This window comes from Ruminococcus sp. YE282, from assembly GCA_900101355.1.
GTDB lineage: Bacteria > Bacillota > Clostridia > Oscillospirales > Acutalibacteraceae > Ruminococcoides > Ruminococcoides bromii_A.
Window position 1 is genome coordinate 23,199 of record FMUV01000001.1, and the last position, 23,683, is coordinate 46,881.

The following is a 23,683-nucleotide window of genomic DNA, read 5'->3' on the forward strand; positions in this document are numbered from 1 at the left end:
TATGAAAAACGGATTACAAAAACCGACTTTTCGTATTGCTTTTTGCGGAATTTCCGCCGCACTCGGCGTTGTTCTGATGATGATAACGTCGCTGATTCCTGTGGGAACATATGCGTTGCCGTGCTTTGCGGGAATTTTGCTTTTAGCCGTTTTGATTGAATACGGCGCAAAGTGGGCGGCAGGCGTGTTTTTGACGGTGTCGGTTCTGTCTGTATTTTTGGCAGGCGATAAAGAAGCCGTGCTCTATTATATTGCCTTTTTCGGATATTATCCGATAATCAAATGCAAAATTGAGAGTAAGCTCAAATCAAAGGTCGTACAGTACATATTAAAATTTGTTGTGTTTAATATTGCCGCCGTCGGTTCATTTTATATCGGAATGTGGTTGCTTTCAATTCCAAATGAAGATTATACAATATTCGGAGTTTATATTCCGTGGGTATTTTTAATTGTCGGAAATATATTTTTTGCACTTTATGACTATGCGGTAACGGTTTTTGTTAATGTATATGTCAGAAATTTAAGAGATAAATTGTTTGGCAGAATTAAATAATGCAGGTTTAACATTTTCTTTGTTATTTAGAGGTTTATAGACTTTTGATTTGTTGCCGATTGTGCAATAAGTCAAAAGGAATTATATTTATGTTTTTTGAAGGTGCATTTATGAAGTCAAAATTTTTCATACGAATTGTCTGTCTGGTTCTTGCCGCTTTAATGGTAGGGTCAGTATTTTTATGTGCTGTTCAGTTTTTTTCCGCAAGTGCTGCCGAATTAACTCCGACGGCTGAGGCAAAAGGATACATTTCCGACGATTATGTAAATATGCGTTCGGGTGCGGGCACAGGATACTCTGTTGTGACTTGTATGCGTGAAAACACAAAAGTTACGTTTGTTGACGGCAAACTTTATAATTCAAACTGGTATAAAATCAAATTGGATTCAAATTCAAACACCGGCTATGTTCACAGAAACTATGTCAAGGTTACGTCGGTTCCGTCAAAGCCGTCAAACGATTCAAATTCCGCAACAGGATATATTAACTCCGATTATGTGAATTTGCGTTCGGGTGCAGGCACAGGATATTCTGTTGTTACCTGTATGCGTAAAAACACAAAGTTTTCGTTTGTAAGCTCAACGCTTTATAATTCAAGCTGGTATAATATTAAGCTTTCGGACGGAAAAACAGGTTATGTATTAAATACCTATGTAACCAAGGATTCGTCAAAAGAACCTGACCCGGACCCGACTACACCCGATACACCTGTATCAAAGGTTACCGGTTATGTAAATGACGACTACGTAAATCTGCGTTCGGGTGCAGGCACAAATTATTCAATTGTTACCTGTATGCGCAAAGATGCAAAGTTTACTTTTATAGATACCGAGCTTCATAATTCAAATTGGTATAATATAAAAATCTCGGACGGAAAAACAGGTTATATTATGAGTACATACGCAACAAAAGACTCGACGCCTTCCGGGGATGATACTCCTGATGATTCCGATTCTTCAATTAAACTTTCAAACACCAACGAGACTGTTTATGTGGGCAATACCTTTGCGCTGACTGCTTCGGGAGATTCGTCGTACAGATGGACAAGCTCCGATACTTCAGTTGCTTCTGTTGATTCAAACGGCATAGTTACTGCAAAATCATCGGGAAGCGTTACAATTACCGCCTCTTCGGGTTCGGAAAAGGCGTCCTGCCGATTTACGGTGAAATCGGGTTCAAACGTTAATATTTCTTCAAATAAAATAACGGGTATGCGTTGCTTAAAATCGGTTCTTCTTACATCAACCACAAGCGGAGTTAAGTGGAAAACATCAAACCCGAATGTTGCAACCGTTGATAACGGTGTTGTTGATACAAAACGCAGCGGCTATGCAACAATAACGGCATATACTTCAAACGGAGCGGCAACTTGCCTTATTCAGGTTACAAGCCGTGATAATATCCAGTTTGTTTATGCTTCTCCAAACTCTGCACCGAAAAATTCCAACGTTACTTTTAAGGCAATAACAGACAGAGACAGAGTTGCCTTAAGATTTGTGGTTTCTAACGGTTCAACCTCATATACCGTTGAAGCAACAAGCAAAGTAGAAGACGGAGATACATATGTATGGTCTGCTTCAAAACAATTGCCGATTTCGGGAAAGTGGACGGTAAAAGCTTATTCAAAATTTAAGTCGTCAAACTCATACCTTACCACTGCGCAAAACGGCGAGGGTGAAGTATTTGTTACAAATTCAACCGATACCACAACTACCGTAATCGGAGAAAGACGTGCAAGCGATGAGGTTATTAATCTTATTGCAGACTACGAGGGATTCCTTTCAAAGGTAACTGCTGACAGCATTACATCAGACCCAACTCTCGGATACGGCAAGGTTGTTACAAAAAATGAACAGTTCTACAATAATCTTACCAAAAACCAGGCGTATGCATATCTTTGCCAAACGGTGAACAAAGGCGGGTATACCACAAAGACTAATGCATATCTGACCGAAAACAATATTAAATTCAATCAACAGCAGTTTGATGCACTGGTTTGTTTTGCGTACAATGTTGGTTATTACGCGCTCTACAACGACTCTGACTTGCAGTCTGTACTTCTGAACACAAGTTCGGGCGGTTCGGGCTCAATAAGTGCCGGAGCGAACGGATATGTAAATTCCAGCTATGTAAATCTGCGCTCGGGTGCGGGAACAGGATATTCAATTCTTACCTGTATGGATGAAAACACAAAGTTTACATTTGTAGACGGCAAAACTTACAATTCAAATTGGTATAAAATCAAATTATCCAACGGCACCGTGGGCTATATCTATTCATCATATGCTTCCGTTTCTTCATCCGCAAGCTCCAAAAACAGGGATTTAAATAACGTAAGCAAGCAGGCGTTTGCCGACAACTTTTTTGCATATCACCACGCTTCCGGAAGCTGTTATTGGGGATTGCTGTACAGAAGAGTTGACGAAGCGGAAATGTTTTTCTACGGCAATTATGCCCGTGACGGTCAGTATAACAAAAAGGGATTCAGTTACACTTGTCCTCGCAACAGAAGTATATCAATAGGTTAATATAGGTTATATAATAAAATAAGATAAGAGGGTATTAAAATGAAAAAAATCGGATTTATCGGAGCAGGAAATATGGCAACAGCCATAGTAAACGGTTTGATTTCTCAGCAAAACGGAAAGGCTGATTTTATCAATGTTTTTGATGTAAGCAGTGAAAAATGCGATATAATCGCCAAATTAGGCGTGAATATCTGCAAAACAGGCGAAGACGTTGTAAAGTCAAGCGATATTATCGTTCTTGCGGTAAAGCCTCAAAATTATCCCGAGGTTCTTGAATCATTAAAGTCGGCGGTTTCTCTGCAAAAAACCTTTGTTTCAATTGCTGCCGGTATTTCAATTGACTTTGTTCAACGCGGACTTGATTGCAAATGTCCGGTTGTAAGAGTTATGCCAAACACTCCGCTTCTTCTCAAAAAGGGAGCTTCTGCGCTTTGTCCGTCTGATAATATCAGCGATGAAGACAAGCAGACTGTTTATGATATGTTTGCTGGCAGCGGCGTTTGCGAATACATTACAGAAGAGCATATGAACGAGATTATTTCCGTTAACGGCAGCAGCCCGGCATATATTTATTTGTTTGCAAAGGCTATGGCTGATTATGCAAAGTCAAAGGGAATTGACTATGACAAGGCAATGAACCTTGTGTGCGCTACTCTTGAGGGTTCGGCTGCAATGCTTCGTGAAAGCGGAGATTCTGCCGATGTTCTTATTGAAAAGGTAAGCTCAAAGGGCGGCACAACAATTGCGGCTCTTGATAAGCTCAGAGAACACGGCTTTGTCGAAGCTGTTCAGGATGCAATGGAAGCCTGCACAAAGCGTGCAGAGGAGCTTGGAAAATAATTTCATAAAATCAAAACATTCCGCATAAGTTTAGATTGGACAACCCAAAGCAATTAATTCAGTGCTGTTCTAAACGAAAGGAATGTTTTTATGAAAGGTATAGTATTTTCGTTCAAAAAATCTGATGTGCAGGCCAATTCAATTCGGGGCTTCAGGTTATCCGAAGTGCGTTACTTCTTTAAACGTTATGGCATCAGGGTAATGTTTGTAGGATTAATATTGATTGGTTTGGCGGCAGGCTCTGTATATGCCCGAAATGCAGATTCTCAGATGCTTTCGTCTCTTGATTTTCTTTTCACTACAAATCTTGAGGCAAGAATGGCGCATAACTTTGCAGGAACATTTTGTGCTTGCTTTACTTCTGATTTTATATTTGTTTTTTCAATATATTTGTTGGGACTTGCACCTTGGGGAATCCCGATAATGTTGCTTGCGGTTCTTTTCAAGGGATTCGGAACGGGCATCACGGCAGGTTATTTGTTCATAGCAAATTCACTTGCGGGAGTAGGGTTTTATCTTCTTGTTCTGCTGCCGGGTACATTTTTATTCTGCATTGCGCTTGTTTTGTTTTCAACGTCTGCCTTTGAGTTTTCAAAGGAATTGTTTTTCGCAACGGTAGGCAAAAATTTGCCAAAGCACCCTTTAAGGAGAGGTTTTGCTAATCTCAGCTCCAGACTTTTGTCTGCTTTGATAATGACCTTTTGCGCTTCTCTGCTTGATACTGCGCTTTGGACGCTTTTTGCCGGGTCATTTAATTTTTAAATAATAAGGAAACTCGGTGGGGTTTGTCCGGCGTTTCTGACTTTTCGGAGGTACAAATGGCAACTGAAAAATCTTCGGCAGCCTTAATCGCGGTAATTTCAAATTTATTTCATAATTTTCATAAGCTTTTACTGACAAATGTTTTGTTTGCAATTCCGTTCGCATTGTTTTTTGCCTTATTTTGGCTTATAAACACAGTGTCGGGGCTTAACGCAAACTATATTCTGTTTTTAACAGCAATACCGCTTTTCCCTTACTATGCGGGTGTGGTTCAGGTTACCGCACACATTGCGCTTGGAAGAGAAAATGTGTCGGTCCTTCAGGACTTTGTGGCGGCAATAAAGGATAATTTTCTTAGATTCCTCGTCCACGGAGTTGTTTTCTATTTGTCGCTTACATTCAGCTACTACTCTCTTGTTGCATATGCTTCATGGGCACAAAAACAGGGCGAGTTTTATATTCTGTTTGCAATTACGATTTTGGTTGCTGTAATAATGATGTTTGCGTTTTTTTACATTCCGTCAATGACTGTAACCTTTGATATTTCAATGAAAAATATCTACAAAAACAGCCTGTTGATGAGCTTTGGTGAAATTAAGCACAACCTTGCCGCAACTTTCGGTTTGTTTATTTTGTTTGTAATTGCTTCAACAATTTTGTTTTGCTGTACAACACAGGTTGCCGTAATAATTGCAACTGTAATTCTGTTTTTATTTTTAATGCCGTCTGTCGTTTCTTTTATTATAAATTCGGCAGTCTACAAGCCAATGTATAATATGATAGTTGAAAACGACAAAAAGATTGATACTATTGACAAAAAAGTAGAAAATCGCCGTAACGGTAAAATGACGGATACAAATTCAGATAACTCAAAAGGCAAATATGATGAAATTTTAAATGATATTGATATTGACGAAATATCGGATTCCGACGAGTACATTTATTACAACGGTAAAATGGTTAAGAAAAGCGTAATTTTAAAGTTAAAAAAAGACGCAGAAGAAAAGGAGAACAATAATGGCAGGACGTCATAGTGCAAAGCCCGAAAAGAAATCAAAAGTACCCTTGATAATTATTATTGCTGTTGCGGTGGCAGTGATAGCCGGTGTAATTGTCCTTATAATCTTTTTGAACGGAAACAGCCAAAAACCGACTGACGAAAATATTGAAACCACCGTGGCGACATCAACCGTCGAAGAAACAATTCAAACTGCTGTGGCGACAACAACTTCTGTTTCCGATGAAAGCAGTTCATCAGAAACCCAAAACTCAGCGGAATATCATTCCTTGGATGAAACACTTCCGGCTGAAACCGAAGAATCTGTGGATGTTGTTGTTCCGACAAACGGCGGAGAAAAAAAGGCCGGCTTCAATGCAACCTACATTCCGTATAAAGCGGTTGACCCTGACAGCGGAGATGATGTTCCGCTCAGAGAATTTTTTGGTACTTCGTATGCGGACGGCGTAATTACATTTAACAGCGACGGAACATTCAGAGACGGTTTGATTTCTTCCTCCGCAAATTCGGGTGCATATATTGTTGAAGATAATACAATCAATGCAACATATACAAATGATAAAAACATTACAATTACAATAAATTCATGGGAAGACGACGCTCCGTCTGATTTTACAGTGCATTATAACGGTTGTGACGTGTATTTTCACGACTAATAATTTAGTTAAAGGCAGATAATGAAAAATTATGAGTAAAACACGTAAAAAGAAGAAAAAACCTGTTGCCGATAATCAAAAGTCAACAAAAAAACTTCATAAAAAGCGTATAATCACAGTTGTCACGGTTGCTGTTCTGATTGCAGCGGTTATAACTGTGGTATTCATATCAAAATCATGCTATGATTCCTCAAGCAATGCTCAGCTTGTGAGCAGTACTTGGGTGCCAACCTCCGCAAAAAATTCAACAGGCGATGAAGTTGAACTCAGCGAGGTTTATAATAACAATTACTCAAATTATCAAGGCTCGCTTACGTTTTCAAAAGACGGAACATTTTCGTTGTGGCTGACTCCGGGTACGCCCGATGACGGCACACATTCCGGAACATATGAGGTTGTTGATAACGGAACAATAAAGGCGGTTTTTGATGAAGGCACACAAACGGTGTTTAAAATCAATCGTGACAACAACCAAGTAAATTCAATTGTTATGAATTATGATGAATATTCCGTTTGTTTTACCAAACAACAGTAAGGTGAATTGATTTGTCGGGTTATGCTTTTAGCAGTGAGCGTTACTTAACTTCTCAGCGTATTTATTTGTATGACAATATAAAATTTCTTGCAATTTTACTTGTTGTAATGGGTCACTTTATTGACGTTATCGCCGCTCACAGCAGTGACAACTGGGCAAGGGGCATATTTCTTACAATATACTCCGTACATATGCCGCTGTTTATATTTATCAGCGGATTGTTTTTCAAGCCTATGGACAAGTCCTCAAAATTTCCAAAGCAGAGGGTTATATCCTTTGTCCTTATCGGTATAGCAATGAGGATAGCGTACTTGCTTTTAGACCTTATGCTTGGCAACGCCGTAAAGTATTCTGTCTTTGATATGTATGATACTTTTGCATGGTTTATGTGGGCAATGGCGGTTTTTAATGCAATAATTTGGCTGTTTAGAGAGTATAATACAAAGGTACTTCTTGTGCTGTCGTTGCTTATCGGCTGTGCGGCAGGTTACGACAGTTTCCTCGGCGACAAATTTGCTCTAATGAGAATAACAGTATTTTTGCCGTTTTTTATAGCGGGATATATGATAAATCCTGAAAAACTGACGCAGCTTCTTTCAAACCGAATTTTGAAATTGGCTGCATTCTTTATTGTAATAGGTTTTATATTCGTGTTTTTTAAATCTCAGACGGTTTATAATATTTTCAGACCGATGTTTACAGGCAGACATGACTTTACCTCTCTTAAAGATTTATATAATCTCGGCTTTTTAGTCAGGTTAGCGTCATATCTGATTTCGGGAGTATTCGGATTCTCAATAATGTGTCTTGTTGTGAATGTAAAAATACCGTTTATTTCTGCCATAGGCACAAAAACGATACAGATATATTTTTGGCACAAATTGTTTTTGTCAGTTCTTATAAGTTGGAATTATTTTGATGTGATTTCGGCAGGTTTTAATGAGCCGGTTACGTCAATCATAATAATACTCACGGCTGTGGCTGTGACATTTATATGTTCTGTGCCGATTTTTTCTTTCCCTACAAAACAGCTTCTGGCTTTCGGAAAATCTTCTTGACAATTATGTGTCAAACATAAGTATGAGATTAGTAATACCCGAGGTTTAAAATACAGATTAAAAAGTTGGTGAAATATTGATTAAAGTTGACTTAATAACAGGAATATTAGGTTCAGGCAAAACTACATTCATTAGGTTATATGCTCAGTACCAAAAGCGTATTGGCAGAAAAATTGCAATAATAGAAAATGATTTCGGTGCGGTTAACGTTGATATGATGTTGCTTCAGGAGCTTGAAGACGATAACTGCCAGCTTGAGATGATTGCAGGAGGGGGAGACCCGGGGTGTCACAAACGTCGCTTTAAAACCAAACTTATAACGCTTGGAATGCAGGGCTTTGACAGGGTAATTGTTGAACCGTCCGGAATATTTGATATGGACGAGTTTTTTGACACACTCAGGGAAGACCCGCTTGACCGCTGGTATGAGCCGGGCAGTGTGCTTACCGTTGTTGACGGTGAACTTGAAGATGACCTTTCAAAGCAAATGGAATTTTTGCTTGGCTCGGAGTCTGCCTGCTCGGGAAAAATTATAGTAAGTAAGTTAAATGACATTATACCGCAAAATAAAATTGAAGGCCTTATTAACCACATTAATCGCTCGCTTGAAAGTATCAGTTGTTCACGGCGAATTAATATTAATGATATAACAGCCAAGAATTGGGACAAGCTTAGCGATGAAGATTTTAACGAAATTGAAAACTCGGGTTGGAGATTTGAAGAATATGTTAAGCTTTATTCAAGTGAGACAATCAGGTCGTCAACTCATTACATTATGCATGTTGAAATGCCCGAAAATTTACTCGTTCCGACTGTAAATGATATTATGCAGGATTCTGATTGTGGCAAAATCTATCGTATAAAGGGATTTATGCATGGCAGTAACGGTTGGATTGAGCTTAATGCAACGCGTGAAAAAACTAACATATTGCCGATAAATTCGGGGCAGGCAATTTTTATCGTAATAGGTGACGATGTAAATCTTGAGGCCATTGATAAAAAGTTTAAGGCGGTAAATACAAGCGGAAAGTATGTTTCAATTTAAATCTGCCTGTTAATTTGAATGATACTTGATGTTGTATTTGAATTACTTACAATTTGTTGCAGGCTTTGCTTATTTAGACACAGCTTTACTCTGATTTAGGTATAAACACAATGTTATAAATACGGCATTCTCATTATCCTTAATGGTGAATAAACATTATTATAAGGATAGTGACGGCAAAAGTTATTGTATTGCCGTCATTGTGAGGGGCGATTTATATCATGGCTCAAAACGGAAAATTTAACGGTGCTTTAAAAAGCAGCATTATATGTATTACACGCAGAAAAAAACTCTTTGGCATTATATGTTTTATAGCGGCAATTATTATTGCTGTCATACTTGTAGAGAGTATCACACTTGAACGGTTAAATATAGACGGTAATGCAGTATCAACCGACGCTAATATTGCAGGTTCCAAAACAAATATTCCGTCAGCTTCGGAACAAAACGACCTTGTTAAAATTGCGGAGGAAGCTCAGGGCGGAAGCGGAAAAATTTGTTATCTTACATTTGACGACGGGCCGACTGAAAACATTACGGTTGATGTGCTTGAGACTTTGGATAAGTATAATGTGAAAGCCACGTTTTTTATGGTTGGCAGAATGATTGATGAAAACAGGGAACTTGCACGCAGGGTTTATGATGAAGGTCACCTTATTGCAAATCACAGTTATTATCACGATTACAAAGCACTTTACGCTTCAAGCGACAGCTTTTTTAATGAGATTGATAAAACATTTAATTCTATAAGAGAAGTAACAGGCGAAGAGCCTTTTAAATTGATTCGCTTTCCGGGCGGTAGCTATAATTACGGAGACCATGCTAAGGTAAAACAGCAGTACAAAGCTTTGCTCAAGCAAAAGGGTTATTATTATGCTGATTGGAATTGCCTTGACGGAGACGGAGAATCGGGAAATCATACGGCAGCACAGCTTTTAAAGCGAATTAAAAGTACAGCCAAATCCGATAATGTGGTGGTTTTGATGCATGACGGCTGTATTGGCAAAACCACTGCAAAAATTTTGCCGTCAATAATAGAATATTTTCAGGAACAAGGATATGAATTTCGCCGATTGGATGAAATTCCTTATTATTCCGATTAAACGGTTTTATAATCACAACTAAGAGGGTATCTCAATCGAGATACCCTCTTGATTTTAGTCTGTTGTTTTGTCTTGGTGCCAAATTATATCTTTTGGCTGCAATTATTCGGGAATAACACCGATGTTTTTATATTTTAGTTTGTCCTTTTCCGTAATCTTTCTGATTACTCGGCACGGGTTTCCTGCCGCAAAGCAGTTTTCGGGAATGTCCTTGGTAACAACGCTTCCTGCGCCGATAATTGTACCGCTGCCGATTTTTACACCGCCGCACACGGTAACGTTTGAGGCAAGCCAACAGTCATTTCCGATTTCAATCGGTTTTGCATACTCATACTCTATATTTCTACCGTCGGGAGCAGTAACAATTCTTCGTTCTTCAAAATGTATGGGTGAATAGGCGTTGCCAAGGTACAGTTCGGGCCGAATAACACGTTGTTGCCGACATTCACAGGACAGCAGTCCAAAACTATAAAATTAAAATTTGCATAGCAATTTTCTCCAAAAGAAGTAAAAACACCGTAGTCAAACTGAATAGGCCCCTACAAATAGATGTTTTGACTTGAATTGGGCAAAAGTTGTTTAATAATCTCTTTGCGCTCATTTGTATCGGTTTCATATGTGTCATTATAATCTTTGCACAAAATATGAGCTTTGGTTCTCAGCTCCATAAGTTCGTCATCTGTGCAGTCATAAAGCAATCCGGCAATCATTTTCTCTTTTTCTGTCATCAAAATCACCTGTTTTTTAATAATTAATCTGTCACTGTAACCGTTATGTCTGTTTTAGCCGTACGGTTAAGTGCGTCCTTTACCTGATAGGTCACTTTATAAGTTCCTGTTTTTGTGGTAATAACATTTCCTACAACGCACAACTTATCTGTAATATCGTTAGAACAGGTGTCAAGTGCCGTAATTCCTTTTTCAACGGTGTAATTATCACCTTTTTTTATTATAACATCTTGTGCACCTTTAATAACAGGTTTTTTGCTGTTGTAAGGATTGTTTTCGTCGTCATCGGTCGGGTCCCAGCCGCATGACATATCGGTAATCTTTATTGTATCGGGCTTTCCGAGGGGACCTGGGTTATCGTCATCATAAATTTTAACATATGTACCGACAGCGCAGTTTTCATATATCCATTTAGTATCTGCAATTGCCATTCTTACACAGCCGAGCGAAGCGTCGGTTCCGAGTTTGTTAAATTCTTCAACCTCAAGGTTATCAGGGCTTGTTGTGTAGTACGGAACGCTGTGGAACAGATAGTCGCCTGAAATACCGCTTACATAATGTCCGTAAACGTTGTCAAACAGTGCGTGCCATTCGTTTGTAAAGTATGTTTCAAATTCTCCTGTTATTGTTCCGTTGTTTTTTCCGCATGAGCACACCATTGCTCTGACAGGAATAGTGTAATCGCCGTTTTCGTCGTAGGTATATACGGTAACCGTGTTCATTTTGCGATTTACATAAATTGCATAAGGGTTTGTGTAGCTTGAGTTGATATTCTGATTTAGAATATCTGTGTTTGCGGTAATTGCAGTGGAGAAGGTATCAGTATCCGTAACGTCGTCTGCTTTTTCAACAGTTACTTTGCAATTGCTTTCTTTGTCGGAAAATTTTGCCGTTATTGTGGCTGTACCGATTTTTTTGGCGTCAATTCGTCCTCCGTCATCGACAGAAACAATTGAATCATCACTGCTTGTCCAAGATTGAAGCGATTTTTCGTCTTCATCGGAAACTTCAATTACTTTTGCTTCTCCTACTTTTAATGTAATCGGTTCTTTGTCATCAAACTTAATCGGCTGCGGTCCCGAAAACGTGGCAACCGTTTCTTCTTCGGTTGTATCTGAGTTTATTGCCTCTTTTGTTTGAGTATTACATCCCTTTAATCCGCAAAGTAAGCAGCTAAGAACCATAACCACAAACAAAAACAGTAAATATGAAGATTTTTTCATAATCCTAAAGCCCTTCAATTATTACAAAATTTTAATTTTTTACTATTATAACTTTTTTTCGCGAATAAGGCAAGAAATATTTTAATATTTTTAAAAATATGTTAATATATTAACGGTGATTAAATAATGGCACATCCGATAAAACATTTTAAGACTATAACAAGGCACAGACACAAGGTAATTGCTAATTGCAAAAGAGCAGGAATTTTGTGGCAGGGGCTAAGGCACGACCTCTCAAAATATACTCCCACCGAGTTTATACCCGGAGCAAAATTTTTTCAGGGGACACGCAGTCCCAATGAACCGGAACGTGAGCTGTACGGCTATTCAAGCGCATGGATGCATCACAAGGGAAGGAACAGGCATCATTATGAGTATTGGAACGATTATAACCCAAAGACCAAAAATATCGAAAATGTAGAGATGCCGCTGAGATTTGTTGTGGAAATGTTCTGTGACAGAGTAGCTGCGAGTAAAATATATAACGGTGACGCTTATACCGACGCTCATCCATACCAGTATTTTTTGCGTATAAAAGGAAAACACAGAATGTACCCGAACACCGAGGCGCTTCTTGACAAATTGCTTACTATGCTGAGAGACCAGGGCGAAGAAAAAACATTTGCATACATAAGGCAGCTTGTTAAAGAGAGCAAAAAATCGAAGAAAAAGGAAATTTAATATGTCGGAAAAAATAATTCATCCCATACCGCCGCTTTATGACGGTAATTCCAAAACATTAATTCTCGGCAGTTTTCCGTCGGTAAAATCCAGAGAAGCAATGTTTTTTTACGGTCATCCGCAAAATAGATTTTGGAAACTGCTTGCAAAAATATTTTGTGAAGATGTTCCTATGACAACAGAGCAGAAAAAGCAGCTTGTTTTGTCGCATAACCTTGCCTTGTGGGATTCAATTCATTCCTGCACCATAACGGGGTCAAGCGACAGTTCAATAAAAGATGTCGTACCGAACGACCTTTCGATAATTCTTAATAACAGCAAGGTCAGCAGGATTTTTGCAAACGGTACTGCGTCATACAAAATGTATCAGAAATATATATTTCCAAAAACGAAAATAGAAGCCGTTAAATTGCCCTCAACAAGCCCTGCAAACGCAGCTTTTTCGCTTGACAGGCTGTATGAGGAATGGAAGATTATTGCCGAATAACCGTGCTGAAAAAGGGAATAAGGCTGCCATAAAAAACACAATTGTACACCTTGCAAAACAAACGATATAATGGTAAAATATAAGCTAATGTTAAGTATATTGCCGAAAGGATGATAAAGAATGAAAAGTTCAGTTATAAAAGACGGCATTAATGCCGCTCCGCAGCGCACATTGTTGCATGCGCTCGGATTGACAGACGAAGAAATCAAAAAACCGCTTATCGGTATTGTAAGCTCAAAGAATGATATAGTTCCGGGACATATGAATATTGATAAGGTTGTTGAGGCTGTAAAGCAGGGTGTTGCTCTTGCAGGCGGCGTTCCGATAGTATTCCCAGCAATTGCTGTTTGCGACGGTATTGCAATGGGACACGAGGGTATGAAGTATTCACTTGTAACCCGTGAGCTTATTGCCGACTCAACCGAAGCTATGGCAAAGGCGCACGCTTTTGACGGCTTGGTTATGGTTCCGAACTGTGACAAAAACGTTCCGGGACTTTTGATGGCTGCCGCAAGACTTAATATTCCGTCAATTTTTGTAAGCGGAGGTCCAATGCTTGCCGGACACGTTGACGGCAAAAAAATCAGTTACTCAACTGTTTCTGAAGCCGTTTCACGTTACAAGGTAGGCGAAATTGACGACGCAAAGCTTGCCGAGTATGAGAATAATGCATGTCCGACCTGCGGTTCATGTTCAGGTATGTTTACGGCAAACAGTATGAACTGCCTTACAGAAGTAATCGGTATGGGACTTCAGGGCAACGGAACAATCCCTGCTGTTTATTCCCAGCGTTTGTTGCTTGCAAAGCACGCAGGTATGAAGATTATGGAACTTGTAAACAATAATATCCGTCCTCGTGATATTATGACCGAAAAAGCCTTTGAGAATGCTCTGACAGTTGATATGGCACTTGGCTGTTCAACAAATACAATGCTCCATTTGCCTGCTATTGCACATGAATGTGGAATTGACATTGACCTTGATATTGCAAATGACATTTCTGCAAAAACTCCTAACCTTTGTCATCTTGCACCTGCCGGAGAGCACTTTATTGAAGAACTCAACGAAGCAGGCGGAATTTATGCGGTAATGAACGAGCTTTCAAAGCACGGCTTGCTGAATACAGATATACTTACATGCACCGGAAAAACCGTTGCAGAGAACATAAACGGATGTGAAATCAAGAATACCGAGATTATCCGCACTTATGAGAATCCATACAGCAGAACAGGCGGAATTGCCGTTCTTAAGGGCAACCTTGCTCCTGACGGATGCGTAGTAAAGAGAAGTGCTGTTGCAGAAGAAATGATGCATCACAAGGGATTTGCACGTGTGTTTGACTGTGAAGAAGACGCACTTAACGCTATCTATGACGGAAAAATCAATCCCGGCGATGTTGTTGTAATTCGCTACGAAGGCCCTAAGGGTGGTCCGGGTATGCGTGAAATGCTTAACCCGACTTCTGCAATTATGGGAAGCGGACTCGGCAACTGTGTTGCACTTATAACTGACGGACGTTTTTCGGGCGCAACAAGAGGTGCCGCTATCGGTCACGTTTCTCCCGAGGCCGCAGTCGGCGGACCGATTGCCCTTGTTGAAGAGGGAGATACAATTGAAATTGACATTCCGTCAAATACAATCAATGTTCTTGTGTCTGACGAAGAACTTGCAAAGCGCAAGGCTCTTTGGACTCCACGCCAGCCAAGAATTACAACAGGTTACCTTGCAAGATACGCAAAGCTTGTAACTTCAGGTACAAAGGGCGCAGTTCTTGAGTAATTTCAAAATTTTGTACAAAGTTAATGTAAAAATTTTGGCGAATCGTATAATTCAAATTAAATAAAAAAGCAAAATGCACAATTCACTCTTTGATATATTGGTCAAAGAGTGAATTTTTTTATTTTGACTTATTTCTGTTGTATATATTACACAAATATGATATAATTAACTATAATAAATTTACAATATTGATGAATTATATACAATTTTGACGAGTATATCATATTATTATCAAAATTAGCATTTTATTACGAAGGGAGTTTTTAATTTTGAAACAGTATGATGCAAACAAAATTTTAAATATTGCTTTGGTAGGTCACAGCGGCTGCGGAAAGACCTCTGTTGCAGAATCAATTCTATATCTTTCAAAGGCTACCGAGCGTTTGGGAAGTATATCGGACGGAAACACAACGCTTGACTTTGACAGCGAAGAAATTAAGCGCCAGGCTTCAATAATGACCGCCGTTGCTCCGATAGAATGGAAAAATACAAAGATTAATTTAATTGATACTCCCGGCTTGTTTGATTTTGCGGGCGGAGTATCCGAGGGTATGCGTGCGGCAGATACAGCTCTTATTGTTGTATCCGGCAAAGACGGCGTTAATGTCGGCACTGAAAAGGCAGCCGCCGCCGCAACAAAGGCAGGACTTACCAAGGTGTTCTTTGTAAACGGACTTTGCGATGAGGACGCACGTTTCTACCGTGTTTTTGAAAATCTTAAAGCAACTTTCGGACCGTCGGTTTGCCCTGTTGTTGTTCCGTACATTGTGGACGGCAAGGCTAATACGTACGTTAACCTTTTCGATTATAAGGCTTATGAATACGGCGAAGACGGCTCCGTTAAGCAAACTGCGCTTCCTGATATGGGCACAAGACTTGAGGGATTGAGAGAAGCCATAAAGGAAGCCGTTGCCGAAACAAGCGAAGACTTGCTCGATAAATTTATAATGGGCGAAGAATTTACGCCTGAAGAAATTATTCTCGGCGTAAGCCAAGGCGTTAAGGACGGTACAATTTGTCCTGTATTCTGCGGCGACGCACACAATACTTTTGCAATTGACCAGTTGTTAAACAGCCTTACCTGGCTTGCTCCGAACGCCGCTTCAAAGGGAGAAGAAATCGGCGTTGACGTAAACGGTGAACCCGTTGAGGTTTCAATCAACGACAGCGCCGCTGCCGCAGCAATAGTGTTCAAAACCGTTGTTGACCCGTTTATCGGCAGACTTTCATATATCAAGACAATTTCAGGAAAAATTTGCGCCGATACTCCGGTTATTAATATGCGCACGGGTGCACAGGAACGCATCGGCAAGGTTATGTATGTTTGCGGCAAAAAGCAGGTAGATGCCGAGTACATAGGCGCAGGTGACATTGGCGCAATACCTAAGCTCGTTTCAACAAAAACGGGAGATACCTTGTGCTCTCCGCTGAGAAAGGTAGTGCTTGACGGCGTTGATTATCCTGCTTCGTCATATACAATGGCGATTTATCCTGCAAAAAAGGGTGATGAAGACAAGGTGGCTCAGGGCATAGCCAAACTTGCAGACGAAGACCCGACAATCAAATTTGAAAATAATCACGAAACACACGAAATGTTAATTTCGGGACTTGGCGAACAGCACCTTGATGTGGTAATTTCAAGACTGAAAACCAAATATAATGTAGACGCAAACCTTAAGAAGCCGAAGATTGCATACAGAGAAACCATCCGCAAAAAGGTCACCGCTCAGGGCCGATACAAAAAGCAGTCGGGCGGTCACGGTCAGTTCGGTGATGTTTGGATTGAATTTGAACCGTATGATACAGACGGACTTGAATTTGCAGAGAGAGTTGTCGGCGGCGCAGTTCCAAAGAACTTTTTCCCTGCGGTTGAAAAAGGTTTGAGAGAATCCATCAAAAAGGGCGTGCTTGCCGGATACCCGACAGTCGGAATCAAAGCAACACTTTATGACGGTTCATATCACCCTGTTGATTCATCGGAAATGTCGTTCAAAACCGCTGCAAGTCTTGCATATAAAAACGGTATTCCAAATGCTTCTCCAACACTTCTTGAGCCTATCGGAAGCCTTAGGGCTACTGTTCCCGACAGCAACATGGGCGATGTTATGGGCGAAGTAAACAAACGCAGAGGCAGAGTATTGGGAATGTCACCTGCCGAGGGCGGAATGCAGGTTGTAGAGGCAGAAGTGCCGGTGGCTGAAATGTCTGATTTTTCAACATTCATTAAGCAGATAACACAGGGTAGAGGTTCTTATGAATTTAGTTTTGTACGTTATGAGGATGCCCCTGCAAATATTGCACAAAAGGTAATAGAACAGGCAAAAAAAGAAGCCGAAGAATAATAACAGATTTGTCAAAGAGGATACCTTTGAGGGTATCCTCTTTTGTTGAAAACAATATTTACATATGATATAATAAAAATGTTCTGAATTTGTGAGGTTAAACTTTCGGTGAAAATCATTACGTATAAGGATGAATACAAGTCTGATGTAATTAATTTAATTTTATATATTCAAAACTATGAATCAAAGATTAATTTGTCCTTAGCTGAGCAGCCTGATTTAAACGATATTGAGAAGTTTTACAGAAAAAACGGCGGTGAATTTTGGATTGCCGTTGAGAATAATCGGGTTATCGGCACAATCGGTATTATGAACAAAGGCAACGGCTTCGGAATTATGAAGAAGTTTTTTGTAAAGGCTGATTTTCGCAGTCGGGGAATAGGACTAAAGCTGTATAATTGCCTGTTTAGGTATGCAAAGAAACACAAAATCAACCGAATTATCCTTGACACACCGTCAGTGGCTGTTACTTCACACAAGTTTTATGAGCGTGCGGGATTTCGAAAAATCACAAAGGCGGATTTGCCGATTGAATATAATTATCCCGACAGAGACTCAATTTTGTATTATATAGATATTGGGGCGATTGGATTGACTGATAAAGTAACAAAAAAGATGATTGATTTTTATAAGGGAAATAAGTCTGATATTCGTCATTTTCTAAAAGTATATGCCTATGCCCAAACTATCGGCAAGCTTGAACATCTTGACGAACATACTCAGAATATTCTTGAATTATCCGCAATTGTTCACGACATTGCCTGTCCGCTGTGTCGTCAAAAATACGGAAACACAAACGGCAAACACCAAGAGTCTGAGAGTGAGGCTCTTTTGGTTCCGTTTTTTGAAGAGTTTAACCTGAGTGACGACGACCTTAACAGAATCATTTATATTGTTTCTCATCACCACACTTATACCGATGTTGACGGGTTGGATTATCAAATACTTCTTGAGGCGGATTTTTTGGTTAATGCCGACGAGTCAAATTACAGTATGGACGTTATTCAAAATTTTCTGCATAATGTTTACAAAACCGAGAGCGGAATTTCAATTCTAAAATCAATATATCTTAATATTGACAAATGATAATTAATAGAATATATTTATTTCAAAAGGAGGGTTGTTCTTTGAAAAGATATGTTATTGTTGCATAAGCTTTGGCTGTGCAATTAAAATTATGTTGTTATAGCCATTGCTTATCCTTTATATTAAAGTTTAGGAGGCAACAATGAGCTATATTAAGGCGGAAGAAGTTCTGCCGCAAAATGTTATTGCAATGATACAGCAGTATATCGACGGTCAAAATATTTATATTCCGAAAAAGAATAATTCCCGAGCTGAGTGGGGAGAAAAAACAGGAATAAAAACCGAGCTTGAAATTAGAAATCGCAGTATATATGATGATTATTTGCTTGGGTTTAATACTGAAAGTCTTGCCGATAAATATTGTCTGTCCGATAAAAGCATACAGAGAATTATTCGTATGATGAAGTCTGAATTTAACACTTAACTGACAATATTTGGATATTGATATATTTGTTGTTTTAAAGTAGAATTTAAACATTTAACTGAGTCTGTGCTTAAATGTGCAGGCTCAATGTTTTTTATAACTGTTTTTGAGGTTTATTTGCGTTTATCTGTTTGATACAATGATATTGAAAGCTGTTGGTTAACAAATGTTTAAGACTAAAGTAAATAAACGGAGGAAATATGAGAATAGTCAAGAATTATAGAAATAATGATAAATTAAGGGAATCTCTTAACCGACTTACGGAAAAAACATTCGGTTTTAATTTTGAGGATTGGTACAAAAACGGATTTTGGAATGACAAATACATACCGTATTCAATAGTTGAAGACGAGTCGGTGGTTGCCAATGTGTCTGTTAATATTATTGACATAAATGACCATGGCGTTTTAAAGTACTATATCCAGCTTGGAACGGTTATGACCGATGAAAATTATCGTAACCGCGGTTATATAAGAACCTTGATTAATGATATTTTTAAAGATTACGGCGAAAAAGCTGATGGATTTTATCTGTTTGCAAATGATGAAGTGCTGAATTTTTATCCAAAGTTTGGATTTGTTGCTGCCAAGGAATATCAGTATTCCAAAGAGGTTGATGTTATTTCTGAAAAAACGGTCATTTCTATGCCTATGGATAACCAAAAGAATTGGCAAAAGCTAATCAAAGCGTTTAAATCAAATGTATTCAGAGGCGGCTTTGATATGGCAGATAATTTCGATTTAATGATGTTCCATATAACGGGCTATATGCAAAACAGTGTGTATTTTGATAAGCAAACGGAGACGTATATTATTGCTGATGTAGAGAGTGAAAATGTATTTATACACGCAATTATTTCACCAAATCCTGTTTCAATTGACGACGTTATAAATATGTTTGGCGGGCAAGTAAAAACCGTGACCCTTGGATTTACTCCTGCCGACAGTTTGGGCTGGACGGTTAATGAATATTTTGAGGATGATACAACATTGTTCATAAGGGGATTCTCACTTGATGATAAAATAATATTATTTCAAACCTTGTCACACGCATAAAACAGAGGCAGTTCTTTTGAACTGCCTCTGTTTTGATATAATCTATGAAAATTTTGCCTCTTTAAAGTAAAGCTTGCTACGATTAAAATTTTGATTCAAGATAAATAGGAAAAATATCCGAAAATCAGCTCTGACTTTTGCTAAACTGGCTGTTATAAAGCATAGTGTAAAAGCCGTTTTTCTTAATAAGCTCATCGTGGTTGCCCTGCTCAATTATGTTGCCGTCTTTCATAACAAGGATTACATCACTTTCCTTGATTGTTGAAAGTCTGTGTGCGACAACAAAACTTGTTTTGCCTTTCATCATCTTGGCAAAGACCTTTTGAACTCTGATTTCCGTTAGGGTATCAATTGATGAAGTTGCCTCGTCAAGAATCAGCATAGTCGGATTTGTGAGCATAGCTCTTGCAATGCACAAAAGCTGTTTTTGACCGTGGCTCAGGTTTCCGCCGCCCTCGCTTATAACCGTGTCGTAACCTTTCGGCATACGGCGGATAAAGCTGTGTGCATATGCCGCCTTTGCCGCCGCAATCACTTCTTCGTCGGTTGCATTTTCGTTTCCGTATCTCAGATTTTCCATTATTGTGCCGCAGAACAGCCAGCTTTCCTGGAGCACCATTCCATAGCATTTTCTCACGTTGTCACGTGTCATATCCTTTATATCAACACCGTCAATTGTGATTTTTCCGCTGTCGGTTTCGTAAAATCTCATAAGAAGATTAATAAAGGTGGTTTTTCCGCAACCGGTCGGGCCTACAATGGCAATATGGCTTCCGCTTTTTACATCAAGCGAAAAGTCGGTAATAAGCGGCTTTTCTTTTGTATATGAGAAGTTTACGTTCTCAATCTTAACATTGCCTTTGCAATCTTCAACCTTTTCGGGATTGGATTTGTCAGGCTTTTCGTCGTCAGCTTCAAGCACTTCAAACACTCTTTCAGCCGCCGCAATTCCTGTTTGCAGCTGAGTAAGAACTCCTGTTACTTCGTTAAACGGCTTTGTGTATTGATTGGCATACGTCAAAAAGCATGAAAGCTGACCGACAGAAAGTGTGCCTGATATTGCTGTAAGAGCACCGATAACGCCAACAGCCGCATATACTATTGCGTTTACAAATCTTGTGCTCGGGTTTGCCAGCGCACCGGCAAACTGAGCCTTGAATCCGACTGTGTACAATTCGTTATTGTACTTTTCAAATTCATCAAATGCACGTTGTTCATATGAAAAAGCCTTTACAATTCTCTGATTGCCAACGTGTTCTTCAACATATGAGGAGATTTCTCCCTGCAGGTTTTGTTGTTCGGTAAAACGCTTGTGCGTCAGTCTTCCGATAAATGCGGCAACAAACAACGACAAAGGAGTAAGCACAAACACGGCGATTGCAATTTTCCAGTTGATGAATAGCATAAACACAAGTGTGCCTATGATTGTTACAATGCCCGAAAACAGCTGCAAGCACATTTGTGTAAGACCGTCGCCGACTGCGTCAACATCGTTTATTACACGGCTGATAAGGTCACCGTGTGAATGGGTGTCGATGTAGGAGAGAGGAACATGATTGAATTTTTTAAACACATCTCTGCGAAGGTCTCTGACGGTTTTGTAACTTATGACATTAACAAAGTAATTCATAATCCATTGAAATACCGTAACGCCTACAATTCCGACGAGTATATAAATCAATATTTGTATTATGTTTTCAAAGTTTACATTGCCAACGTCTATTATATTATCAATTGCCCTGCCGACGAGCACAGGAATATAGAGCGTGAGCAAAACGCTGATGATTGCACTGATAAGCGATAATGCAAGATAGCCCGAATACGGTTTTATTCTTTTTATTACCTTGGAAACGGCAGATTTCTTTTTCATTGTTTCGCCTCCGTTTCGCTGAGCTGAGAAAGGCAGATGTCGCGGTAGGTTTCACAGCTGTCAAATAATTCTTCGTGTGTGCCCTGACCCGCAAGTTCTCCGTCATCCATAACTAAAATAAGGTCGGCGTTTCTTATGGTTGAACACCTCTGAGTTAAAATAATTACCGTCATATTTTCGGTGTTTTCTTTAAGCGCTTTTCTTAATGCGGCGTCGGTTGCAAAGTCAAGTGCGGAGAAGCTGTCGTCAAGAATCAAAATTTTAGGATTTGCCGCAATTCCCCTTGCTATGCACAGCCTCTGTTTTTGACCTCCGCTGAAGTTTTTGCCGCCCTGCTCAACATAACTGTCAAGTCCTTTCGGCAACTTTGACACAAATTCATAGGCTTGGGCAATTTTTAACGCTTTGATAATTTCTTCATCTGTTGCATTTTTATTGCCCCATTTCATATTATCTCTGACAGTTCCACTGAACAGCACCGACTGTTGGGGAACAATTCCCATCTGTCCTCTGAGCTGTAAGAACGGATATTCTTTTACGTCCACGCCGTCCACACTAACACTGCCGCTTTTTACATCATAAAACCTTGGAATAAGACCGATAAGCGTTGATTTTCCGCTTCCGGTACCGCCGATAATTCCAACTGTCTGGCCGCGCTTTATCTCAAAACTGATATTGCTCAGTTCATCAGCACCGTCACCGTAGGTAAAGCTAACGTCGCTGAATTTGATTTTTGGTGTGTCATTATCTGAAAATATTTTGATATTGTCGTGATTTTTCTCAACAACGCTCGGCTGAGTCTTAAACACATCGTCAATTCTTTTTGCACTTGCACTTGCTTTTGTGAGCAAAATTACAAGGTTTGCAACAACAATCATAGCAAGAAGAATTTGCGTCAGATAGTTTACAAGAGCGATAATGTCGCCCGAAAGCATACCGCTTCCGTTATTTACATTCATTGCGCCAAGCCATACTACTGCAACTATTGCAAGGTCGGTAACGGCATAGGTAACAGGGCTTAGCAGAGCCGAAAGTCGGCTTACCCTGATTGATGTTTTTGCAAGGTCTTCTGTGGCATTGTCAATGCGCTCTTTTTCGGTTTTTTGCTTAGAAAAGGCACGGATAACTCTGTTGCCCGAGAGATTTTCTCTTGAAATAAGACCAATCTTGTCAAGTTTTTTCTGCATGGCTGTAAATATCGGAATACTTTTGCTCATAACAAAATACAGCGTAACAGCTATCAGCAAAGCGGAGATAAAGAATATTACAGACATCTTTAGGTTGATTGTCATAGCCATAACCAATGCGCCTGCAACAATAAACGGAGCACGCGTCAGTAAACGGATACTCATTGCAACGCTTTGCTGAACTTGGTTGATGTCGTTTGTCATTCGTGTAATCAGTGACGGCGTTCCGAGCTTGTCAAGCTCAGCGTGGGAAAGGCTGTTTATATGAGCAAACAGCGCACTGCGTACTTTTGTGCCAAATCCCTGAGATGCCTTTGACGCCCAATATTGACATACGAGCGCAAAAGAAAGCCCCAGTGCCGCAAGCAGAACCAAAAGTCCGCCCATCTTGATTACATAGCCCGAGTCGCCGTTTTTTACGCCGACGTCAATAATTTTAGCCATAACAAGTGGAACAAATAATTCAAGAATTGCCTCAACAAGCTTGCAGATAGGGCCGATAATACATTCCTTTTTGTAGTTTTTTAAAAATCTTCTTAATCTTATCATCTTATTATCCTATCCATATTATTTCCAGTATTATTATTTTACACCAATTCTTTCTAATCATCAACTATTTTTTGATTTTGTTAAAATGCTTATGTGCATATATAGTTAAAAGGCTTTGTTTCTGGCAAGAAACAAAGCCTTTATGCTTAATAAGAATTTTATAGTGCTTTTGAT

At 39.5% G+C, this 23,683-nt stretch carries 22 protein-coding genes; 17 read left to right on the top strand and 5 right to left on the bottom strand.

From position 1 onward, the window contains the following. Position 1 precedes the first annotated feature (1 nt). From BLP46_RS00135 to BLP46_RS00180, 10 genes are all read left to right on the top strand, one after another. The gene (locus BLP46_RS00135) at positions 2 to 553 is read left to right on the top strand and encodes a hypothetical protein (protein ID WP_092973775.1); all 552 of its coding nucleotides are present in this window, start codon (positions 2 to 4) and stop codon (positions 551 to 553) included. 89 nt (positions 554 to 642) lie between these two features. Beyond that, the gene (locus tag BLP46_RS00140; protein ID WP_092973778.1) at positions 643 to 3,081 is read left to right on the top strand and encodes an SH3 domain-containing protein; all 2,439 of its coding nucleotides are present in this window, start codon (positions 643 to 645) and stop codon (positions 3,079 to 3,081) included. 39 nt (positions 3,082 to 3,120) lie between these two features. Continuing rightward, positions 3,121 to 3,921 (top strand): pyrroline-5-carboxylate reductase, encoded by an 801-nt coding sequence (proC, locus tag BLP46_RS00145; RefSeq protein ID WP_092973782.1) that lies wholly within the window; start codon positions 3,121 to 3,123, stop codon positions 3,919 to 3,921. A 90-nt stretch (positions 3,922 to 4,011) separates the two neighbouring features. Then, positions 4,012 to 4,683 carry a stage II sporulation protein M gene (locus tag BLP46_RS00150; protein WP_092973784.1) on the top strand — a complete coding sequence of 224 codons (672 nt, stop codon included), beginning with the start codon at positions 4,012 to 4,014 and terminating at the stop codon, positions 4,681 to 4,683. 56 nt (positions 4,684 to 4,739) lie between these two features. Further along, complete coding sequence (locus BLP46_RS00155; protein WP_092973786.1) at positions 4,740 to 5,717, top strand: YesL family protein; 978 nt, start codon at positions 4,740 to 4,742, stop codon at positions 5,715 to 5,717. Beyond that, a complete protein-coding gene (locus BLP46_RS00160; RefSeq protein ID WP_092973790.1) occupies positions 5,701 to 6,357 on the top strand; it encodes a hypothetical protein in 657 nt (218 codons plus the stop codon). The genes BLP46_RS00155 and BLP46_RS00160 overlap by 17 nt, the downstream gene beginning before the upstream one ends. Positions 6,358 to 6,388: 31 nt before the next feature. After that, the gene (locus BLP46_RS00165; protein ID WP_092973793.1) at positions 6,389 to 6,892 is read left to right on the top strand and encodes a hypothetical protein; all 504 of its coding nucleotides are present in this window, start codon (positions 6,389 to 6,391) and stop codon (positions 6,890 to 6,892) included. 11 nt (positions 6,893 to 6,903) lie between these two features. Then, complete coding sequence (locus BLP46_RS00170) at positions 6,904 to 7,950, top strand: acyltransferase family protein (RefSeq protein WP_092973796.1); 1,047 nt, start codon at positions 6,904 to 6,906, stop codon at positions 7,948 to 7,950. Between the two features lie 76 nt (positions 7,951 to 8,026). Continuing rightward, positions 8,027 to 8,995, top strand: a complete 969-nt coding sequence (locus BLP46_RS00175) for a GTP-binding protein (RefSeq protein ID WP_092973799.1) — start codon at positions 8,027 to 8,029, stop codon at positions 8,993 to 8,995. Positions 8,996 to 9,216: 221 nt separating this feature from the next. Then, complete coding sequence (locus tag BLP46_RS00180) at positions 9,217 to 10,098, top strand: polysaccharide deacetylase family protein (RefSeq protein ID WP_092973803.1); 882 nt, start codon at positions 9,217 to 9,219, stop codon at positions 10,096 to 10,098. 102 nt (positions 10,099 to 10,200) lie between these two features. Here the strand turns inward: BLP46_RS00180 and BLP46_RS13455 are convergent, their stop codons facing one another. The 3 genes from BLP46_RS13455 to BLP46_RS00190 form a co-directional block, all read right to left on the bottom strand. Next, the gene (locus BLP46_RS13455) at positions 10,201 to 10,371 is read right to left on the bottom strand and encodes an LbetaH domain-containing protein (protein ID WP_353961290.1); all 171 of its coding nucleotides are present in this window, start codon (positions 10,369 to 10,371) and stop codon (positions 10,201 to 10,203) included. Between the two features lie 266 nt (positions 10,372 to 10,637). Beyond that, positions 10,638 to 10,826 (bottom strand): maltose acetyltransferase domain-containing protein, encoded by a 189-nt coding sequence (locus BLP46_RS12770; protein WP_143000411.1) that lies wholly within the window; start codon positions 10,824 to 10,826, stop codon positions 10,638 to 10,640. A 23-nt stretch (positions 10,827 to 10,849) separates the two neighbouring features. Further along, complete coding sequence (locus BLP46_RS00190) at positions 10,850 to 12,049, bottom strand: L,D-transpeptidase family protein (RefSeq protein WP_092973806.1); 1,200 nt, start codon at positions 12,047 to 12,049, stop codon at positions 10,850 to 10,852. Positions 12,050 to 12,175: 126 nt separating this feature from the next. On the opposite strand from BLP46_RS00190, the gene BLP46_RS00195 reads away from it, so the two are divergent. From BLP46_RS00195 to BLP46_RS00225, 7 genes are all read left to right on the top strand, one after another. Continuing rightward, positions 12,176 to 12,730 carry a DUF5662 family protein gene (locus BLP46_RS00195; RefSeq protein WP_092973809.1) on the top strand — a complete coding sequence of 185 codons (555 nt, stop codon included), beginning with the start codon at positions 12,176 to 12,178 and terminating at the stop codon, positions 12,728 to 12,730. A gap of 1 nt (position 12,731) precedes the next feature. After that, positions 12,732 to 13,217: a DNA-deoxyinosine glycosylase gene (locus tag BLP46_RS00200; RefSeq protein WP_092973812.1), complete on the top strand. Its 486-nt coding sequence runs from the start codon at positions 12,732 to 12,734 to the stop codon at positions 13,215 to 13,217. Between the two features lie 120 nt (positions 13,218 to 13,337). Continuing rightward, the gene (gene ilvD / locus BLP46_RS00205; protein ID WP_092973814.1) at positions 13,338 to 14,996 is read left to right on the top strand and encodes a dihydroxy-acid dehydratase; all 1,659 of its coding nucleotides are present in this window, start codon (positions 13,338 to 13,340) and stop codon (positions 14,994 to 14,996) included. Positions 14,997 to 15,265: 269 nt separating this feature from the next. Continuing rightward, positions 15,266 to 17,338, top strand: coding sequence for an elongation factor G (locus BLP46_RS00210; protein ID WP_092973817.1), 2,073 nt, complete (start codon positions 15,266 to 15,268; stop codon positions 17,336 to 17,338). 108 nt (positions 17,339 to 17,446) lie between these two features. Continuing rightward, positions 17,447 to 18,424 (top strand): GNAT family N-acetyltransferase, encoded by a 978-nt coding sequence (locus BLP46_RS13250; protein WP_092973820.1) that lies wholly within the window; start codon positions 17,447 to 17,449, stop codon positions 18,422 to 18,424. A gap of 142 nt (positions 18,425 to 18,566) precedes the next feature. Further along, positions 18,567 to 18,848 carry a CD3324 family protein gene (locus tag BLP46_RS00220; protein WP_092973823.1) on the top strand — a complete coding sequence of 94 codons (282 nt, stop codon included), beginning with the start codon at positions 18,567 to 18,569 and terminating at the stop codon, positions 18,846 to 18,848. A gap of 200 nt (positions 18,849 to 19,048) precedes the next feature. Beyond that, positions 19,049 to 19,903, top strand: a complete 855-nt coding sequence (locus tag BLP46_RS00225; RefSeq protein WP_092973826.1) for a GNAT family N-acetyltransferase — start codon at positions 19,049 to 19,051, stop codon at positions 19,901 to 19,903. A 124-nt stretch (positions 19,904 to 20,027) separates the two neighbouring features. Here the strand turns inward: BLP46_RS00225 and BLP46_RS00230 are convergent, their stop codons facing one another. Beyond that, on the bottom strand, positions 20,028 to 21,773 hold the full coding sequence (locus BLP46_RS00230; protein WP_092973829.1) for an ABC transporter ATP-binding protein: 1,746 nt from the start codon (positions 21,771 to 21,773) through the stop codon (positions 20,028 to 20,030). Next, positions 21,770 to 23,509, bottom strand: coding sequence for an ABC transporter ATP-binding protein (locus BLP46_RS00235; protein WP_092973833.1), 1,740 nt, complete (start codon positions 23,507 to 23,509; stop codon positions 21,770 to 21,772). Before BLP46_RS00235 ends, BLP46_RS00230 begins: the two co-directional genes overlap by 4 nt. Positions 23,510 to 23,683: the final 174 nt, after the last annotated feature.

Bases quoted from the DNA above. Each gene is read 5' to 3' on its own strand.
- BLP46_RS00155 (WP_092973786.1), top strand. From the start codon at position 4,740: ATGGCAACTGAAAAATCTTCGGCAGCCTTAATCGCGGTAATTTCAAAT.
- BLP46_RS00195 (WP_092973809.1), top strand. From the start codon at position 12,176: ATGGCACATCCGATAAAACATTTTAAGACTATAACAAGGCACAGACAC.
- BLP46_RS00180 (WP_092973803.1), top strand. From the start codon at position 9,217: ATGGCTCAAAACGGAAAATTTAACGGTGCTTTAAAAAGCAGCATTATA.
- BLP46_RS00165 (WP_092973793.1), top strand. From the start codon at position 6,389: ATGAGTAAAACACGTAAAAAGAAGAAAAAACCTGTTGCCGATAATCAA.
- BLP46_RS00150 (WP_092973784.1), top strand. From the start codon at position 4,012: ATGAAAGGTATAGTATTTTCGTTCAAAAAATCTGATGTGCAGGCCAAT.
- BLP46_RS12770 (WP_143000411.1), bottom strand. From the start codon at position 10,826: ATGACAGAAAAAGAGAAAATGATTGCCGGATTGCTTTATGACTGCACA.
- BLP46_RS00220 (WP_092973823.1), top strand. From the start codon at position 18,567: ATGAGCTATATTAAGGCGGAAGAAGTTCTGCCGCAAAATGTTATTGCA.
- BLP46_RS00135 (WP_092973775.1), top strand. From the start codon at position 2: ATGAAAAACGGATTACAAAAACCGACTTTTCGTATTGCTTTTTGCGGA.
- BLP46_RS00235 (WP_092973833.1), bottom strand. From the start codon at position 23,509: ATGATAAGATTAAGAAGATTTTTAAAAAACTACAAAAAGGAATGTATT.
- BLP46_RS00230 (WP_092973829.1), bottom strand. From the start codon at position 21,773: ATGAAAAAGAAATCTGCCGTTTCCAAGGTAATAAAAAGAATAAAACCG.
- BLP46_RS00225 (WP_092973826.1), top strand. From the start codon at position 19,049: ATGAGAATAGTCAAGAATTATAGAAATAATGATAAATTAAGGGAATCT.
- ilvD (WP_092973814.1), top strand. From the start codon at position 13,338: ATGAAAAGTTCAGTTATAAAAGACGGCATTAATGCCGCTCCGCAGCGC.
- proC (WP_092973782.1), top strand. From the start codon at position 3,121: ATGAAAAAAATCGGATTTATCGGAGCAGGAAATATGGCAACAGCCATA.
- BLP46_RS00160 (WP_092973790.1), top strand. From the start codon at position 5,701: ATGGCAGGACGTCATAGTGCAAAGCCCGAAAAGAAATCAAAAGTACCC.
- BLP46_RS00190 (WP_092973806.1), bottom strand. From the start codon at position 12,049: ATGAAAAAATCTTCATATTTACTGTTTTTGTTTGTGGTTATGGTTCTT.
- BLP46_RS00140 (WP_092973778.1), top strand. From the start codon at position 643: ATGTTTTTTGAAGGTGCATTTATGAAGTCAAAATTTTTCATACGAATT.
- BLP46_RS00200 (WP_092973812.1), top strand. From the start codon at position 12,732: ATGTCGGAAAAAATAATTCATCCCATACCGCCGCTTTATGACGGTAAT.